Source organism: Streptomyces sp. NPDC000134 (assembly GCF_042899225.1).
Classification (GTDB): domain Bacteria; phylum Actinomycetota; class Actinomycetes; order Streptomycetales; family Streptomycetaceae; genus Streptomyces.
This window is the reverse complement of the sequence record NZ_JBIAZN010000001.1, coordinates 67,458-84,252: the sequence shown is the minus strand read 5'-3', so window position 1 is coordinate 84,252 and position 16,795 is coordinate 67,458. Positions and strand designations below refer to the sequence as shown.

The following is a 16,795-nucleotide window of genomic DNA, read 5'->3' as shown; positions in this document are numbered from 1 at the left end:
CCCCGCCCCGCCCCCGCCCGTACCGCCCGTGCCTCGCGTGCGGGGGCTGCCGTCCGCGCTGCCGGTGGCCGGGGTGATCGCCCTGCTCGCTCTGCCGGGTGAGCCGGGCGGCGACGGCGGCGCGCATCCGGCGGACGCGGCCTCGGCGGTCCTGGTGCTGTGGTGCGCGGTGCGCCTGGCACGGGAGCGGCGGCGCCCGCTGTCCCGGCGGGCGGCGCTGCTGCTGGGGCTGCCGGTGCTGGGGCTGGCGGCCGCCGCCGTGGGGGCGCCGACGCCGGGGGACGGGCTCGTCGGGTTCGTCCGCTACCTCCAGGTGTTCGTGCTGGTCCCGGCCGCCGTGGTGCTGCTGGTGCGCGACCGGCGCGACGTGACGCTGGCGGCGTGGGCGCTGACCGGGCTGGCGCTGTGGCAGGGGGCGGTCGGCATCCACCAGTACGTCACCGGGACCGGGGCGTCGTACCGGGGTGAGCCGGTGCGGGCGGTGGGCACCTTCGGGGCGCAGGACGTGATGGGGATGGCGACCGTCGTCTCCCTGGGGCTGGTCTGCGCCGCCGGGCTCGCGCTGGGGCGGTCGCCGCGACGGGTCCGGGCGGTGGCGGCCGGGTGCGCGGTGGCCCTCGCGGTGCCGCTCGCGCTGTCCTTCAGCCGGGGGGCGTGGATCGCCACGGCGGTGACGGGCGTGGTGCTGCTGGCGCTGTCGGGGGTGCGGCGGGCGCTGGCGGCGGGGGCGGCCGTGGTGGCGGCGGGCGTGGTCCTGGTGGGCGGTCTCGGACTGGGCACGGCGATGCTCCAGGAACGCGTCGACAGCATCACGCGGGTCGCCGACGCGCCCGACCGGTCGGTGACCGACCGGTACACGATGTGGGCGGCGGCGGTCGGCATGTGGCGCGAGAGGCCGCTGACCGGCGTCGGCCTCAAGGGGTTTCCCGGGCACCGGGACGCGCACGCGTCGGTGGCGCTGTCCTCGGGCAGCGACACGGAGGGCGCGGGCGCGGCGTTCCGCCGGCAGCCGCTGCTGTCCCCGCACAACATGTACCTGCTCGTCCTCGCCGAACAGGGGCTGCTCGGGCTGCTCGCCCTCGCCGGAAGCTGGTCGGCGCTGCTGGTGTGCGCGGTGCGCGCGCTGCCGCGCCGGTGTCCCGGGGCCCGTCCCGAGGGCGGGCTGATCGCGTGCGGGCTGCTGGTGTGGCACCTGGTGGACTTCGGCTACGGCGACATCGGCGGGCCCTCGACGGTGCTGACGGCGGTGTGCTTCGGACTGGCGGCGCGGTGGGCGGTGGGGGGCGGTGGCCTGGCCGGGGGGTCGGACCGGGGGGATGAGCGGGGGGACGGGCGAGGGGATGAGCGAGGGGATGAGCGAGGGGATGAACGGGGGGATGAGCGGGGAGCGGTCGGTGCCGGTGTTCCCGTCGGCCCCCTGCGGGTGAACGGTGCCGGTGTTCCCGTCGACCCCTTGCGGGTGAACGGTGCCGGTCCCGAGGACGCCCCCCGGGCGACCAGTTCCGGAGACCCCGCCGGCCCCCCGCAGGCGGCCGGTGCCGACGGCCCGTGGGCGGCCGGGGCCGGTCGGGAGGACGGGGTGGGGCCGTGGCGGTGACTCCTTCGGCGGCCGGTCCGGCGGTGCCGCCCCCGGTGGTGGACGGCGTCCGCCCGCGTGCGCGGGACGCCGGGACCGGCGGGCGGTCGCGGGGGCTGGCCCGCGCGGCGCTGCTCACCGCCGCGCTGTCCGTGGCCGGGTCGGTGCTGGGGCTGGTGCGGGACCAGGCGCTGGCCCGGCTGTTCGGGGCGGGCAGCGGCACCGACGCGTTCCTGGTGGCGTGGACGGTGCCGGAGTTCGCGGCGACGCTGCTGATCGAGGACGGACTGGCGTTCGCGCTGGTCCCGATGTTCAGCCTGGCCCTGGCCCGCCGCACGCGGGGCGCCCCCGGCGACCCGGTGCGCGCCCTGGTCGCCGCCACACTGCCCCGGCTCGCGCTCGCGTTCGCCGCGGTCGGCGCGCTGACCGCGCTGGCCGCCCCGTACCTGGTCCGGGGGCTGGCGCCCGGACTGCCCGACCGGGCGCTGGCCGTGGACTGCACCCGGCTCACCGCCACCTGCGTGCTGAGCTTCGGGCTCGCCGGGTACGCCAGCGCGGCCCTGCGCGCCCACCGCCGCTTCCTGGCGCCCGCGGCGATCTACGTCGCCTACAACACCGGCATCATCACCACGATGTTCCTGTTCGACGGGGACTGGGGGGTGCGCGCGGCGGCGCTCGGGGTCGCGGTGGGCGGCTGCCTGATGGTGGCCGCCCAGCTCCCGCCGCTGCTGCGGCAACTGCGGCGGGGCCGGACGGGGCGGGCCGCGGCGGCGGCCGGCGAGCCGCGCCCGCTCGCCCTCGCCCTGCTCGGCACCGTCCTGCTGTTCGCGCTGTGCCGGCAGTCGCAGGTCCTCATCGAACGGTTCCTCGCCTCCGGGCTGCCCGCCGGGGCCATCTCGCACCTGAACTACGCGCAGAAGGTCGCGCAGATCCCGATGACGCTGTCGCTGATGCTGTGCACGGTCACCTTCCCGGTGGTGGCACGGGCCCTGGCCGACGGCGACACCGAACGGGCCCGCCGCCGGGTGGAGCGGGACGTGGCGCTGGCCGCGTACCTGGTGCTGCTGGGCGCGGCCACGGTCGTCGCCTGCGCGCCGCAGCTCGTCGGGCTGCTGTTCCAGCGCGGCGCGTTCGGCCCGGCGGACACGGCGGCGACCGCGGGCGTCATGCGGGTGTACGCCCTGGGGCTGCTCGCCCAGACGGTCGTCGGCGCGCTGGCCCGTACGTACTTCTCGGCCGGCCGCGCCAGTTGGTACGCGCCGGCCGCGATGGCCGCCGGGGTCGCCGCCACCGCCGGGTTCGGCGCCGGGGCCGTGGCCGCCTGGGGCGTGCGGGGCATCGCCGCCGCCAACGCCGCCGGCATCACCGTCACGGCGGCGCTGCTGCTCGCCGGGATGCGACGGCGTGCCGTCCCGGTGCGCACCGGCCGGGTCCTGGCCGGGCTCGGCCGGGCGCTGGCGGTGGCGGCGGTGGCGACGGCGGCGGGTGCGGCGGTCGCCGCCCGGTGCGCCGACCCCGCCGGCGGGCTGGCCGCCGGTGCCGCCGCCGTCGCCGCCGTCTTCGCCCTGACCGGCCCGGTCCTGGGCGTGCCGGGGGTCGTCACGGCCCCGGATCTCCTCCGTTCCGCCCGTTCCGCCCGTTCCGCTCTGTCCATCCGTTCCGTCCGTCTCGTCTCACGAAGGCTCTCGTATGGCCGTTTCCGCAGGTAATGCAGGTTCCCCCGGCTTCGCGGGCCCCGTTGACCTCCGGGCGGGCTCCGGCGCGACCGCCGGTGTCCGCACGCCCGGGGTCCCGTGGATCGCGATGTACCACTCCGTCGGCGACCGCTCCGAGGACCCGTACCGCGTGACGGTCACGCCCGCCAGGCTGGACGCGCAGCTCGGCTGGCTGCGCCGACGCGGGCTGCGCGGGGTGTCCGTGGCGGCGCTGCTGGCCGCGCGGGCGCGCGGCGCGGGCCGCGGCCTGGTCGGGCTGACCTTCGACGACGGGTACGCCGACTTCGTCACGCACGCCCTGCCGCTGCTGCGCAAGTGGGACTGCGGGGCGACCCTGTTCGTGCTGCCGGGCCGGCTCGGCGGCGACAACGCCTGGGACCGGCTCGGCCCGCGCAAGCCGCTGCTGACCGCGGACGGCATCCGGCTCGCCGCCGCCGAGGGCGTGGAGATCGGCTCGCACGGGCTGACCCACGTCGACCTCACCGGGGCCGACGACGCCGTGCTGCGGGCGGAGACCGCCGGGAGCCGGGCGCGGCTGACGGAGCTGACGGGCACCGCGGTCGCCGGGTTCTGCTACCCGTACGGCACGGTCGACCGGCGTGCCGCCGAGGCGGTGCGGCAAGCCGGGTACGGCTACGGCTGTGCCATCGACCCGGGCGCGCTGACCGGCCCGTACGCGCTGCCCCGGGTGCATGTCGGGGAGGACGACACGGCCGTACGGCTGCTGCTGAAACGAGGGCTGCACCGGTGGCGCCGGCGCCCGGCCGAGGGGGTGTGAGATGCGGGTCCTGCACATCATCACCGGCCTCGGGGTGGGCGGCGCCGAGCAGCAACTGCGGCTGCTGCTGCGGCATCTGCCCGTCCACGGCGACGTGGTCGCCCTCACCGCGCCGGGCCCGGTCGCCGCCGGTCTGGCCGCCGACGGGGTGCGCGTGACGCACCTGGGCATGCGCGGCAACCGCGATCCGGCCGCCCTGCCCCGCCTGGTCCGGCTGATCCGGGGCGGCGGCTACGACCTGGTCCACACCCACCTGTACCGGGCCTGCCTGTACGGCCGGATCGCCGCGAGGCTGGCCGGGGTCCGCGCGGTGGTCGCCACCGAGCACTCCCTCGGCGACACCCTGATCGAGGGGCGCCCGCTGACCTTCGGGGTCCGCGCCCTGTACCTGGCCGGGGAGCGCCTGGGCAGCACCACCGTCGCCGTCTCCCCCACCGTGGCCGGCCGGCTGCGGCGCTGGGGCGTGCCCGCGCCACGCATCGAGGTGGTCCCCAACGGCATCGAGGCGGACCGGTTCCGCTTCGACCCGCTACGGCGGCTGGCCACCCGCCGCGAACTGGGCCTGCCCGACCAGGCGTACGTCGTCGGCGGCATCGGCCGGCTGGTGCCCGGCAAGCGGTTCGACGTCCTGGTCCGCGCCCTGGCCCGGCTCCCCGGGGACTGCCGGCTGCTGCTGGTCGGCGGCGGCCCCGAGGAGTACGCGCTGCGCCGCACCGCCCGCGAGGCCGGCGTCGCCGACCGGGTGCTGCTCACCGGGGAGCGTCCCGCCCTGCCCGACGGCTCCCCCGGCCCCGACCTGCCGTCGCTGGCCTGCGCGATGGACGTGCTGGCCTCGCCCTCGCCCGAGGAGGCGTTCGGCCTGGCGGCCGTGGAGGGCCTGGCGGCCGGGCTGCCGGTGCTGTACGCCTCCTGCCCGGCGATCGAGGACCTGCCCCCGGGCGCCGCGCCGGCCGCCCGGCGGGTCCGCGGCGGCGCGGCGGAGTTCGCGGACGCCCTGACCCGGGTCCGCGCGGCGGGCCCGCCGCAGCGCGATCCCCCGGAGGCCGCCCGTCACTACTGCGTCACGCGCAGCGCGGCGCGGTTGATGGACGTGTACGCCACCGCCCTCACGTCCGCGTCGTACCCGGCATCCGCACTTCAGGGAGTCAGTTCCGCATGACGGAGATCAGGACACACGACGGGCAGGCGCCCGGCCCGCGCCGCCCGGCCACCGCCGCCCGCCCCCGCCCCGCGTCCCGGTCCGGGGTCCGGGCCGGTTCCCTGCCGCCCTGGTCGCCGCTGGTCGCGGGCGTCCTCGTGGGCGCGCTGGCCGGCGGCGGCTACGGCCTGCTGCGGACCCCGCAGTACACGGCCACGAGTTACGTCGTCGCCGTGCCGGCCAAGGGCGCCGACCCGGCGTCCGCGCTGGGCTACGCGCAGGCGTACGGCCGGGTCGCCACCCAGCTCGCGGTGCTCGGGGACGCCCAGGTGTGGGCGGGGGTGCCGGCCGCGACGCTGCGGGAGAGCGTGCGGACGGCGACCTCGCCGGACGCGCCGATGGTCGCGGTCACCGCCACCGCCGCCCGCCCGGACCTCGCCACCGACATGGCCGACGCCGTCGCCCGTGCGCTGACCCGGCACGCCGCCGCCACCGAGGACGCCACCCGGGTCGCGCTGCGGCAGTTCGCCCGCGCCGTCGAACCCGCCGAGCCGTCCTCCCCGCCGGCCGCGCTGACCGGGCTGGTCGGGGCGAGCGCGGGCGGCCTGCTCGGCGCGCTCGGCCTGCTGGTGCGGCCGCGCCGGTCCCCGGACGGCGCCGGCCGCCCGGCCGCCGTGCCCGGCCCCTCCCCCGCGCCGGTGCCCGCCGCCGACGCCCGCGGCCAGTCATGACGTACCGCGCCGAACTCGTCACCGGCGAACGGGACTTCGCCGCGCTGGGCGCCGACTGGGCGGAGCTGCACCGGCGGTGCGCGACGGCCACGCCGTTCCAGAGCCACGCCTGGCTGCACTCCTGGTGGCTGTCGTACGGCAGGCCCGGCACGCTGCGGCTGCTGGTGGTCCGCGACGGGGCCGGGCTGGTCGCCGCCGCGCCGCTGATGCGGGTACGGCGGCCGGTGCCGGCGCTGGTGCCGCTCGGCGGGTCGATCTCCGACTACGGGGACGTGCTGGTGGACGACGGGCACGGCGAGGCGGCGGTGGCCGCCCTCACCGACGCGCTGGCCGCCGCCGCCCGCACCGCCCTGGTCGACCTCCGCGAGGTGCGGCCCGGCGGTGCCGCCGAACGCGTCTACGCCCGCTGGACCGGGCCCCGCCACCGGGTGGCCGACTCCCCGTGCCTGGAGCTGCCCGCCGTCCCCATGGCCGACCTGATCGCCCGGCTGCCCTCGGCCCGGACCCAGCAGCGGGCCCGCGCCAAGCTGCGCAGGCTGGACGCGCTGGGCGTCAAGAGCCATGTCGTGCTGCCCGGCGAGGCGGAGGCGGCGATCAAGAAGCTGCTCGCCCTGCACCGGCTGCAGTGGCAGGGGCGGAAGGTGACCGGCGAGCACCTGCGGCCCCGGTTCCGTGAGCATCTGGTGCGGTCGGTCGGGCCGATGGTGTGCTCCGGGAACGCGGTCGTCACCGAGTTCCGGCTCGACGACGAACTGGTGGCCGTCGATCTGACGCTGCTGTCGGCGGGGCTGGCGGGCGGCTATCTGTACGGCGCCCATCCCCGGCTGCGCGAGCACAAGGCGGACGTGGCGGCGATGCTGCTCCACTCCTCCGCCTCGCGCGTCCTGGCCCCCGGCCGCGGCACGCTGAGCCTGCTGCGCGGCGACGAGCCGTACAAGCACCACTGGCGGCCCCGCCGGGTGGTCAACCAGCGGCTGCTGCTGGCCCGGCGGCGCACCGCCCCGCTGCTGGCGGTGGCCGTCGGCGACGTCGCCGGGCGCCGGGCGGGCAAGGAACTGCTGCGCCGCCGGAAGGAGCGGGCCGGTGCCGGCGGGACCTGACCGGGCCGGCCGGCACCGCGCGCCGCTAGCGCCCGCCCGGCAGCGGGCCCAGTTTCAGGCACAGCTCGCGGCCGTACCACCGCTGGAACCACGCGCCGAGGTGCAGCGGGGTGCAGCCGGCCGGGGGCTCGGAGGCGGCGGACGGCACCGGCGTCGGTGCCGGTGTGGGGGTGGGGGTGGGGGTCGGTGCCGGTGGCCGCGGGGTGCCGGGCCCGTCGGTGCGGCCGGACAGCATCGACCGGTAGACCCGGGCCGCGCGGGGGTTGTCGGCACAGCTCCACACGCCGTGCGGGCAGTAGTCGGTCAGCGTGTTGTAGACCGGCCGGTGCTCGTCCATCCAGGCCAGCATCCGCCGCATGTACTCGTCGTTGTCGCCGTTGCGGAACAGCCCCCACTCGGGGTACGAGACGGGCTTGCCGTGCTCCCGGGCGAAGTCGACGTGCGCCTGGAGTCCGTAGGGCTCCGTCACCTGCTCGTCGAAGGGCATGCCGCGCGGCTGGTCGTAGGAGTCCATGCCGACGATGTCGACCGTGTCGTCGCCCGGGTAGCACTCGGTCCAGGGGACGGCGTCCCGGCCGCGGCTCGGCGCGAAGTCGAAGCGGAAGCGCTGGCCCGGCACCGCGCGCATGGCGGTGACGATCCGGTTCCAGTACGCCTTCCACGCCTGCGGGTCGGGGCCGCAGCGGTGGGTGTACGTGGTCCCGTTCATCTCCCAGCCCAGCACCAGGACCGTGTCCGGCACACCCAGTTCGACCAGCCGCTCGGCCAGGGCGCGGAAGTGCCGGTCGTACCGCCCGGCCGCGCCGGCCCGCAGCAGTCGGCGGACCTCCCGGTCGGGCACGTTCTCCTCGTTGCGCTCCAGCATGGGCACGTTGAGGACGAACAGCCGGTCGGCGCCGCCGGTGCGCCAGTCGGCCCACGCTTCGAGGAAGCCGGGGGCGCCCGCGATGTTGCTCCAGCGGTCGCCCGGCAGGTAGGTGTGGCCGACGCGCAGTTCCGCGCCGTCCAGCCAGCGGCTCAGCTCGGTCATCCGGGTCACGCCGCGGGGACCGTAGTCCAGGTAGGCGCCGAAGGCGGGAGCACCGCCCGGGGGTTCCTCGGGGGCGGTCGGTTCAGCCGGTTCGGTCGGGGCGGGTGGTTCCCCCGGCTCGGGCGGTTCGGTCGGCTCGGGTGGTTCCCCCGGCTCGGGCGGTTCGGTCGGCTCGGCCGGTTCGGGCCGCGCGCTCGGTGCGGAGGATGCCGTCGGCGCGGACGGGTCCGGGTCGGGTGGACCGGCGGCCCGCACCGGGCCCGCCGCCAGCGCGGCCGTCACGGCGACCGCCGCCGCCACGAGCGCCGGCCGCCGCATCCGCGTACGCGACTGGTATGGGGACATGCCGGCTTCCTCCTTTTCTTTCGCCATTCCTATTTCCCGCTTTTCTCATTTCCCTTCGACAGTCAGTCACATGAAAAGCCATCACGCCACCGGCGCTACGGCTTCCGGGTACCCCGCCGAACCGAAGGAAGAATTCCGTGTCGTCATTCGACACCCGTGTCCCCGCCGTCGTCCTGCGGATCGACCGCAATCCCTTCCACCACGGCACGCTGGGCGCGGTGCGCTCCCTCGGCCGGGCCGGCGTGGAGGTGCACGTCGTCGCCGACTGCGCCGACAGCCCGGTCGGTGCCTCCCGTTACCTGCACCGGCTGCACGCCCCGCCGCCGCCCGGCGCGTCCCCGGCGCGGGTCGCCGAGACGCTGCGCCGCGTCGCCGCCGGACTCGGCGGGCCCGCCGTCCTGGTGCCGATGGACGACGCCGGCGCGATCGCGGTGGCCCGCGCCCGCGCCGAGCTGACCCCCCGTTACCTGCTGCCGGAGCTGCCCGGCCCGCTGCCCGAACGGCTGGCCGACAAGGCGGAGCTGGCCGCGGTGTGCGCCGCCCTGGACATCCCGCACCCCAGGACGGTGCTCCCGGACAGCGCGGCCGAGGCCGTCCGCGCCGTCGGCGTGCTGGGGCCGCCGGTGGTCGCCAAGTGGAGCCGGCCCTGGCTGCTGCCCGCCGGCGGCGGACTGCGCAGCACCCGGCTGGTGCGCTCCGCGCGGCAGGTCCGGGAGCTGTACGCGCGGGCCGGCGAGGCGGGCGGCCGGCTGCTGTTGCAGGCGTTCCTGCCGCCGGGCCCGGACCGCGACTGGTTCTTCCACGGGTACGCCGACCACCGCGGCGTCCTGCGCGCGGGCGGCACCGGCGTCAAGACGCGGGCCCGGCCGCGCGGCGCCGGTCTGACCGCGGTCGGACGCTGGGCCGCCGACCCGGGGGTGCGGGCGCTCGCCGAGCGGGTCGTCGGCGAACTGGGCTACCGCGGCGTCCTCGACCTCGACTTCCGGCGCTGCGGCGGCACGGGGCGCTATCACCTGCTCGACTTCAACCCGCGCCCCGGCGCCCAGTTCCGGCTGTTCACCGACACCGCCGGGCTGGACGTCGTACGGGCGCTGCACCTGGACCTGACCCGCCGGGCGCTGCCCGTGGGGGCGGCCGTGCCGGGGCGGGTGTTCGTGGCGGAGAACTACGCGCCGCTGGCCGCGCTGCGCCCGGCGCCCGCCGGGCGGGAGGCGGCCTGGCACGCCCGGGACGACCGGGCGCCCGGCCGCGCGCTGTGGGGGATGTGGGGCCGCCACGCGGCCGGGCGCCTGGCGGGGCGGCTGCGCCGGCCGGACCCGGCGGGCCCCCGGGAGGTACGGCGGGCGGCGGGCGCCCGGTTGCCGCACCAGGCCGACCCGGCGGACCCGGTCGGCCTCGGGGACGGCGAACCGGCGGGCCACCGCTGAGGGGCGGGGCCGGACAGGGCTCCGCCCCCGTCCGGGCGGTCGGGGCCGGGCGGGGGCGGAGCGGGGAAGGCGGTCCCGGTCGCGTCAGCGCGTGGCGGCGGCCCGGCTGCGGCGGTACAGGAGGACACCGCCGGCGATCAGCACGGCGCTCGCGGCGCCCGCGCCGAGCATCCCCTCGGCGCCGGTCTTCGGCAGGGACAGCTCCGCGTCGCCGTCCTCGGCGGGCGGCGCGCCCTCCTCACCGGCGGGCTCCGGGGACTCCTCCTCGTCGGACGGTGTGTTCTCCTCTTCCTCGTCGTCGGACGGCGGTGACTTCTCCTCGTCGTCGGCCGGCGGGGTGTGGCCGTCCGGCGGCGACTTCGGGGGCGTCTCGTCGTGGCCGTAGCCGCCCTGCTCGCACTTGGTGCCGGCCACCGGGTTGAGCGCGCCGACCGCGTCGACGGTGTTGCCGCAGGCGTTCACCGGTGAGTCGACCGGCACCTGGACGGCGTTGCCGGACCCGACGCCGGAGGAGCCCTCGCTCTCGCCGTACGCGCCCGAGTCGGGACCGTCGTCGTCGCCGTAGCCGGACTCCTCGTCCGAGCCGTAGCCGGAGCCGTAGCCCGAGTCGTCGTCCGAGCCGTAACCCGAGCCGTAGCCCGAGTCGTCGTCCGAGCCGTAACCCGAGCCGTACCCGTGGTCGTCGTGGCCCTGCCGGCACTTGTTGCCGAAGGACGGGTTGAGTGCGGCGGCCGCGTCGACGGTGTTGCCGCAGGCGTTGACCGGTGCGTTGACCGGGACCTGGACCACGTTGCCGGACATGAAGCCGGAGGAGTTCTTGGCGATTCCGTCCGCCTGCGCGTCCGCGAGGGCGGGGGCGCCGTAGAAGGACAGGACACTCGTCGCGGCGGCAGCCGCGGCCATTCCCCTGCTCAAGGTCTGTCGCAATTCCTTGATCTTCCTGCTGGTAGAGATGGGAAGGCTGGTGCGGACGACGTCAGCCGTTCTCGCACTCGTTGCCGGAGGCCGGGTTCGGAGCGCCGATGACGTCGATGGTGTTGCCGCACACGTCGACGGGGACGTCGACCGGCACCTGGACGACATTGCCGGAGAGGTCGCCCTCGGTGTCCTGGGCCACGGCGGTGGCGCCCGCGTCGGCGAAGGCCGGTGTCCCGGAGCCCAGGGCCATGACCGCGCCCGCCGGGAGAGCAGCGCTCTTCCTCATGTGGTGTCCCTTCTCAGCGGTCAGGCCCGGTGGTGACGGCCTGAGCCGAGCGAGCGCGGCTTGGCGGCTCGCACCATGACCAGCAGTCTGCAAACGAGGAAATGGCGGCCGGGAAACTCAGGAAAGGGGCGGGGCGCGGGGAATTCACCCGAATGCTCGTCGGGTGAATCCCCCGGAACGGGGGCGGCGCGGCCGTCAGCGGCCGCCGGTGTAGAGCGCCTCGATCTCGTCGGCGTACGCCGCGGTCGCCGCGTGCCGTTTCACCTTCAGGGAGGGGGTCAGCAGCCCGTTCTCCTCGGTGAACTCGCCGTCGATCAGACGGAAGGCGCGGATGGACTCGGCGCGGGAGACGGCCAGGTTGGCGTGGTCGACGGCCTTCTGGACGTCGGCGCGCAGTTCCTCGTCGCGGACCAGCTCGGACAGCGGGGTGCCGGCGGGCCGGCCCCGTACGGCGAGCCAGTGGGCGACCGCGTCCGGGTCGAGGGTGATCAGGGCGGCTATGTAGGGCCGGTTGTCGCCGACGACCAGGCACTGGCCGACGGGCGGGAGGCTGCGCAGCCGGTCCTCCAGGACGGCCGGGGAGACGTTCTTGCCGCCGGAGGTGACCAGGAGGTCCTTCTTGCGGCCGGTGATGGTCAGATAGCCGTCGGCGTCCAGGGAGCCGAGGTCGCCGGTGGCGAACCAGCCGTCGGTGAGGGCCCGGCCGGTGGCCGCCGGGTCGCCCCGGTAGGCGCCGAAGACGATGTCGCCCTTGATGTGCACCTCGCCGTCGTCGGCGACGCGGACGGCGGTGCCGGGGACGGGCAGGCCGACGGTGCCGGGGCGGGGGGCGAGCGGCGGGACGATGGTGGCGGCGGCGGTGGTCTCGGTGAGGCCGTAGCCCTCGTAGACCATGATCCCGGCGGCGTAGAAGAACAGGTTGAGGTCGCGGTCCAGCGGGGAGCCGCCGCTGATGGCGTAGCGGGTGCGGCCGCCGAGTTCCTTGCGGACGCGGCGGTAGACCAGCAGGTCGTACAGGGCCCAGGCGGCCCACAGGGCGGGGCCGGGACCCTTGCCCTGGCCGAGGAACCGGCCGAGGTGGGCCTGGCCGAAGCGGACGGCGACGCGGTGGGCGCGGTCGAAGGAGGCGCCGCGGCCGAGCTTCTCGGCGGTGGCGCGGCCGGTGTCGTGGATCTTCTCGAAGAGGTAGGGGACGCCGACCAGGAAGGTCGGGCGGAACGCCTTGAGGGCCGGGCGGAGTTCGTCGGGCTTGAGGCTCGGGAAGTGGCCGAGCTGGATACGGGCCGTCAGACAGGCGATCTGGAGGGTGCGGCCGAGGATGTGGGCGAGGGGGAGGAAGAGGAGCGTGGAGGCGGCCTGGCCGGTGGCCGCCTTGAAGATCGGGTGCAGCAGTTCGACCGTGTTGGCGGCCTCGGCGTGCAGGTTGGCGTGGGTCAGGACGCAGCCCTTGGGGCGGCCGGTGGTGCCGGAGGTGTAGCACAGGGTGGCGACCGAGTCGGGGGTGAGGGCGGTGCGGCGCTTGGTGACCTCCTCGTCGGGCACGGACCGGCCGAGCGCGGTGAGGTCGGCGAGCGCGCCGGCGTCGAGTTCCCGGACCCGGGGCGGTTCGGGGTGGTCCGCGGTGCCGGCGAGGACGGTGGCGGTGTTCGCGGCGGTCTCGGTGACGACGAGCCGGGAGCCGGAGTCGCGGACGATCCACTCGACCTGGGCGGCGGAGGAGGTGGGGTAGACGGGGACGGTGAGGCCGCCGGCCGCCCAGACGGCGAAGTCCAGGACGGTCCACTCGTAGCGGGTGCGGGACATCACGGCGACCCGGCCGCCGGGTTCCAGGCCGGCCGCGATCAGGCCCTTGGCCACGGCGGTCACCTCGTCGGCGAAGACCGCCGCGGTCACCGGCCGCCACGCCCCGCCGGTCCGGCGGCGCAGGACCACCGTGCCGGGGGCCTCGGCGGCGTTGGTGAACGGTATGTCGGCGAGGGAGCCGGCGACCGGGCGCGGGACCAGGGGCGGGACGCGGACCTCGCGGACGGTGCCGGTGGCGTCCCGGGTCAGCTCCGCCCGGGTGCGGGCGGCGAGCCCGGCGTGTCGTGCGGCCCGTTTCAGATCCTTGCGTACGCCCATGGCGGCTCCCGGTGACGGCGGTCGCTTACTTACTCACGAGTCAACTTACTCGCGCGTAAGAAAGTCAAGGGCCGGGTGGGACGGTCCGCCCCCGGGAGCGCTTCTCGCCGCGGCCTAGGAGACGACGTCCTTGCGGGCGAAACCCCGGAAGGCGAGGGCGAACAGGACGAGCGCGTACGTCACCGACAGCGAGGTGCCCTGGATCATGCGGGTGAGGTCGAGCCGGGGCTGGACGGCGTCGAGCCAGGCGTACTGCCAGTGGGCGGGGAGCACCGAGCGCCAGTCGCCGAGGGCGGTCACCTCGTCCAGGACGTTGCCGATGATGGTCAGGCCGACCGCGCCGCCGACCGCGCCGAGCGGGGCGTCGGTGCGGGTGGAGAGCCAGAACGCCAGCGCGGCGGTGACCAGTTGGGAGACGAAGACGTACGCCGCGGTCAGCGCGAGGCGTCCGGTGGCGGTGCCGGCCGGCAGGGCGCCGCCGGTGGGCAGGTGCAGCGGGCCCCAGCCGTAGGCGGCGGTGCCGACGGCGAGCGCGACCAGGGGCAGCAGCACGATCGCGGCGAGGCTGAGGGCGAGCCCGACGGTCAGCTTGGACAGCAGCAGCCGGGCGCGCGGGACGGGCGCGGCGAGCAGATAGCGCAGGGAGGACCAACTGGCCTCCGAGGCGACGGTGTCGCCGCAGAACAGGGCGACGGGCACGACGAGGAGGAAGCCCGCGGAGGCGAACAGGGTGACGGCGGCGAAGTTGGCGCCGGAGGCGGTGGCCGAGTCCATCAGGCTGATCTGCCCGGGGCGGCCCTCGGGTTCGCCGCCGACGGCGAAGGCGATCAGCAGCACGAACGGCAGGGCGAGCAGGATGCCGCCCATGACCAGGGTGCGGCGCCGCTTGATCTGCCGGACCAGTTCGACCCGCACGGGCAGGGTGCGTCCCGCGCGGTAGCCGTGGGCGACCTCGCGGGACGCGGCGCGCCCGGTGAGCGGCGTGCTCATGCCTCAGTCTCCGATCAGGGTGAGGAAGGCGTCTTCGAGACGGCGGTGCGGGCCGACCGACTCCACGGGCACGTCCAGGCGGACCAGGTCGGCGACCAGCCGGCGGGCGGTGGCCCCCGGTTCCAGCCTGACCAGCAGCCCGTCGTCGGCGGGCACGGCGGAGGCCACCCCGGGCAGCGCGGCGACCTTCTCGGCCACGGGGGCCGGGACGGGTCCGCCGGTGCCGACCAGCAGGGTGTCGCCGGAGCCGACGATCTCCCGGACCGGTCCGGCCTGGAGGAGCCGGCCGTGGTCCATGACGACCAGGTGGGTGCAGGACTGCTCGACCTCGGCCAGCAGATGGCTGGAGACGATCACCGTGCGGCCGGCCGCCGCGTACCGGATCATCACCTCGCGCATCTCGCGGATCTGCGGCGGGTCCAGGCCGTTGGTCGGCTCGTCCAGGATCAGCAGGTCGGGCAGGCCCAGCATGGCCTGGGCGATGGCCAGGCGCTGGCGCATGCCCTGCGAGTAGGTGCGCACCGCGCGGGCGAGCGCGTCGCCGAGCCCGGCGATCTCCAGCGCCTCGTCCAGGTGGGCGTCCTCGGGCGGGCGGCCGGTGGCCCGCCAGTACAGCTCCAGGTTCTCCCGCCCGGACAGGTGCGGCAGGAATCCCGCGCCCTCGACGAAGGCGCCGACGCGGGAGAGCACGGAGGCGCCGGGCGCGATGGCGTGCCCGAAGACGCGGATCTCACCGGCGTCCGGGGTGATCAGGCCCATCAGCATCCGCAGGGTGGTGGTCTTGCCGGCGCCGTTCGGCCCGAGCAGCCCCAGCACCTGGCCCTTCTCCACCCGGAACGACAGGTCGCGCACCGCGTACCGGTCGCTGGACCCGGCATACCGCTTGGTGAGACCGGTGATGGTCAGCGGTACGTCCGCGAGGGCCGGGTCGGGCGGCGGGGCGGTGGTGCGGCGGCGGGCGGTCAGCAGCAGCGCGGCGGCGGCGGCCGCACCGGCGAGCGGCGCCCACCACACCCAGGCGGGCAGCCCGGCCGCCCGGCCGGTGGCACCGAGACCGGCCGGCACCTTCAGGGAACTCTCCACGGAGACGGTGTACGTCGCCGGGGCCGCCGGGGAGGCGTAGCCGAGGTCGGTGGAGGACAGGACCAGGCGGAGGCGGTGGCCGGCCTCGACGGTGTGGTCCACGGCGGGGAGCGTGAGCGTCACGTCCTGGCCGGCCTTCGCGCCCTCGACGCGTACCGGGGTGACGAGTTGGGCGGGCAGCACCTGGCCGCCGTCGGGGCCGACGTCGTAGACCTTGGCGAAGAGCACGGCGTCGTCGGTCGTGGACCTCACGTGGACGGTGACCGTCGGGGAGCCGGTGATCTGGAGGTCTTCGCGGAGCCGCTGGGAGGTGAACGCGGCGTACTGGCCGGGGAAGTCGAGGGAGACGCCGATGCCGAGGGAGGAGAGTTGGGCCAGGCCGCCGGTGTCGCCGAGGCCGGGCAGTGCGGAGACCGAGGGCGGGCCGGCACCCGGCGGATTGGCGAACTCCCGCTCACGCCCGGCCAGTTCGAGGGAACGGGGGTGCGCGGTCAGTCCGGGGTAGGTGTCGGCGCCGACGCCGCTGAGGCGGGGTTCGCCGTCGCCGGTGCCGGTGCCGAGGGTGCGGGTGACGCGGAAGGCGGGGCCGGTGCCGGCGTCCTTGTCGTCCTTCAGGTAGCGGTCGAACCACGCCTCGACGCGAACCTGGACGCGGTCGCCCTCCAGGTCGCCGCCGTCGTGCCCGCCCGCGATCCAGTCGACGTCGACGGGGGCGCCGTTCGCCCTGATCGCCTTCGCGGCGGCGTCGGCCTGGCCGAGCGGGAAGAGGGAGTCGGTCTGGCCCTGCATCAGCAGCGTCGGCACCTTGATGCGGTCGCCCACGGCCTGCGGGCTGCGCTTCTCCAGCAGCTCGACCGCCGCGGGGTCCGGCTCGCCCGACTCGGCGACCCGCTCGTACATCCGGCACAGCGCGGCCTCGAACTTGTCGCAGCCGCCGCCGGTGTTGACGAAGACGCCCGCCCAGAGCTTCTTGAAGACGCCGTCGGGGAAGAGGGCGTCCGCGAGGTTCCAGTACGTGATCGCCGGGGCGACGGCGTCGACCCGGGCATCGTGTCCGGCGGCCAGCAGGGCGATCGCGCCGCCGTAGGAGGCGCCCGCCATGCCGACGCGGGGGTCACCGGGCTTGTCCAGCTCGACGCCGGGCCGCTTCGCCAGCCAGTCGACGAGCCGGGAGACGTCGGCCACCTCGCCGTCCGGGGCGTTCAGGCCGATCTTGCCGGTGGAGCGGCCGAAGCCGCGGGCGGACCAGGTCAGGACGGCGTACCCGTCCCGCGCCAGATCCTCCGCCTGCTCGCGGACGTCGTCCTTGCTGCCGCCGAAGCCGTGGCCGAGCAGGACGGCGGGGTGGTCGCCGTCCCCGGCGGGGGTGAAGTACGAGGTGTCCAGGCGGACTCCGGGGGCCGCGGCCAGGAACCGGTCCGTGCGGTGCACCTCCGGTGGGTCGTCGGCGGCCACGGCGGTCCAGGTGCCGATGCCCGCGAGCACGGCCACCGCGGCCGCGGCGGCCGGCCATCGGCGGGTGCCGGGCAGTCGAAGATCCATGCGTCAACCGTACGG

General features: G+C 76.4%; 12 protein-coding genes and 1 pseudogene. 7 read left to right on the top strand and 6 right to left on the bottom strand.

The genetic code is table 11. The features are described from left to right. Positions 1-28: 28 nt before the first annotated feature. The 6 genes and pseudogenes from ACFY32_RS00340 to ACFY32_RS00315 all read left to right on the top strand — a co-directional run. Positions 29-1,288 (top strand): annotated as a pseudogene (locus tag ACFY32_RS00340) (O-antigen ligase family protein); the annotation flags it as partial. 299 nt (positions 1,289-1,587) lie between these two features. After that, the gene (locus ACFY32_RS00335) at positions 1,588-3,285 is read left to right on the top strand and encodes a lipid II flippase MurJ (RefSeq protein ID WP_390673030.1); all 1,698 of its coding nucleotides are present in this window, start codon (positions 1,588-1,590) and stop codon (positions 3,283-3,285) included. A gap of 94 nt (positions 3,286-3,379) precedes the next feature. Next, complete coding sequence (locus ACFY32_RS00330; RefSeq protein WP_390673029.1) at positions 3,380-4,069, top strand: polysaccharide deacetylase family protein; 690 nt, start codon at positions 3,380-3,382, stop codon at positions 4,067-4,069. Between the two features lies 1 nt (position 4,070). Next, complete coding sequence (locus tag ACFY32_RS00325; RefSeq protein WP_390673028.1) at positions 4,071-5,228, top strand: glycosyltransferase; 1,158 nt, start codon at positions 4,071-4,073, stop codon at positions 5,226-5,228. Continuing rightward, entirely contained in the window at positions 5,225-5,938 is a 714-nt protein-coding gene (locus ACFY32_RS00320; protein WP_390673027.1) for a lipopolysaccharide biosynthesis protein, read from the top strand. Before ACFY32_RS00325 ends, ACFY32_RS00320 begins: the two co-directional genes overlap by 4 nt. After that, the gene (locus ACFY32_RS00315) at positions 5,935-7,038 is read left to right on the top strand and encodes a GNAT family N-acetyltransferase (RefSeq protein ID WP_359192147.1); all 1,104 of its coding nucleotides are present in this window, start codon (positions 5,935-5,937) and stop codon (positions 7,036-7,038) included. Before ACFY32_RS00320 ends, ACFY32_RS00315 begins: the two co-directional genes overlap by 4 nt. Positions 7,039-7,063: 25 nt before the next feature. On the opposite strand, the gene ACFY32_RS00310 is transcribed toward ACFY32_RS00315, so the two are convergent. Next, complete coding sequence (locus ACFY32_RS00310; RefSeq protein ID WP_390673026.1) at positions 7,064-8,413, bottom strand: glycoside hydrolase family 26 protein; 1,350 nt, start codon at positions 8,411-8,413, stop codon at positions 7,064-7,066. A 137-nt stretch (positions 8,414-8,550) separates the two neighbouring features. On the opposite strand from ACFY32_RS00310, the gene ACFY32_RS00305 reads away from it, so the two are divergent. Continuing rightward, positions 8,551-9,840: an ATP-grasp domain-containing protein gene (locus ACFY32_RS00305; protein ID WP_390673025.1), complete on the top strand. Its 1,290-nt coding sequence runs from the start codon at positions 8,551-8,553 to the stop codon at positions 9,838-9,840. 84 nt (positions 9,841-9,924) lie between these two features. On the opposite strand, the gene ACFY32_RS00300 is transcribed toward ACFY32_RS00305, so the two are convergent. The 5 genes from ACFY32_RS00300 to ACFY32_RS00280 all read right to left on the bottom strand — a co-directional run bounded on the left by ACFY32_RS00300 (position 9,925) and on the right by ACFY32_RS00280 (position 16,780). Continuing rightward, positions 9,925-10,755 carry a chaplin family protein gene (locus ACFY32_RS00300; RefSeq protein ID WP_390673024.1) on the bottom strand — a complete coding sequence of 277 codons (831 nt, stop codon included), beginning with the start codon at positions 10,753-10,755 and terminating at the stop codon, positions 9,925-9,927. 61 nt (positions 10,756-10,816) lie between these two features. After that, positions 10,817-11,044 (bottom strand): chaplin, encoded by a 228-nt coding sequence (locus ACFY32_RS00295; RefSeq protein WP_359192160.1) that lies wholly within the window; start codon positions 11,042-11,044, stop codon positions 10,817-10,819. A 195-nt stretch (positions 11,045-11,239) separates the two neighbouring features. Then, positions 11,240-13,165, bottom strand: a complete 1,926-nt coding sequence (locus tag ACFY32_RS00290; protein WP_390673023.1) for an AMP-dependent synthetase/ligase — start codon at positions 13,163-13,165, stop codon at positions 11,240-11,242. 114 nt (positions 13,166-13,279) lie between these two features. Beyond that, complete coding sequence (locus ACFY32_RS00285) at positions 13,280-14,155, bottom strand: ABC transporter permease (RefSeq protein ID WP_359192166.1); 876 nt, start codon at positions 14,153-14,155, stop codon at positions 13,280-13,282. 3 nt (positions 14,156-14,158) lie between these two features. Then, positions 14,159-16,780, bottom strand: coding sequence for an alpha/beta fold hydrolase (locus ACFY32_RS00280; protein ID WP_390673022.1), 2,622 nt, complete (start codon positions 16,778-16,780; stop codon positions 14,159-14,161). Positions 16,781-16,795 lie beyond the last annotated feature (15 nt).

Excerpts from the sequence above, each read along its gene's own strand:
- ACFY32_RS00330 (WP_390673029.1), top strand. The coding sequence starts at position 3,380 with ATGTACCACTCCGTCGGCGACCGCTCCGAGGACCCGTACCGCGTGACG.
- ACFY32_RS00325 (WP_390673028.1), top strand. The coding sequence starts at position 4,071 with ATGCGGGTCCTGCACATCATCACCGGCCTCGGGGTGGGCGGCGCCGAG.
- ACFY32_RS00320 (WP_390673027.1), top strand. The coding sequence starts at position 5,225 with ATGACGGAGATCAGGACACACGACGGGCAGGCGCCCGGCCCGCGCCGC.
- ACFY32_RS00315 (WP_359192147.1), top strand. The coding sequence starts at position 5,935 with ATGACGTACCGCGCCGAACTCGTCACCGGCGAACGGGACTTCGCCGCG.
- ACFY32_RS00310 (WP_390673026.1), bottom strand. The coding sequence starts at position 8,413 with ATGTCCCCATACCAGTCGCGTACGCGGATGCGGCGGCCGGCGCTCGTG.
- ACFY32_RS00295 (WP_359192160.1), bottom strand. The coding sequence starts at position 11,044 with ATGAGGAAGAGCGCTGCTCTCCCGGCGGGCGCGGTCATGGCCCTGGGC.
- ACFY32_RS00290 (WP_390673023.1), bottom strand. The coding sequence starts at position 13,165 with ATGGGCGTACGCAAGGATCTGAAACGGGCCGCACGACACGCCGGGCTC.
- ACFY32_RS00285 (WP_359192166.1), bottom strand. The coding sequence starts at position 14,155 with ATGAGCACGCCGCTCACCGGGCGCGCCGCGTCCCGCGAGGTCGCCCAC.
- ACFY32_RS00280 (WP_390673022.1), bottom strand. The coding sequence starts at position 16,780 with ATGGATCTTCGACTGCCCGGCACCCGCCGATGGCCGGCCGCCGCGGCC.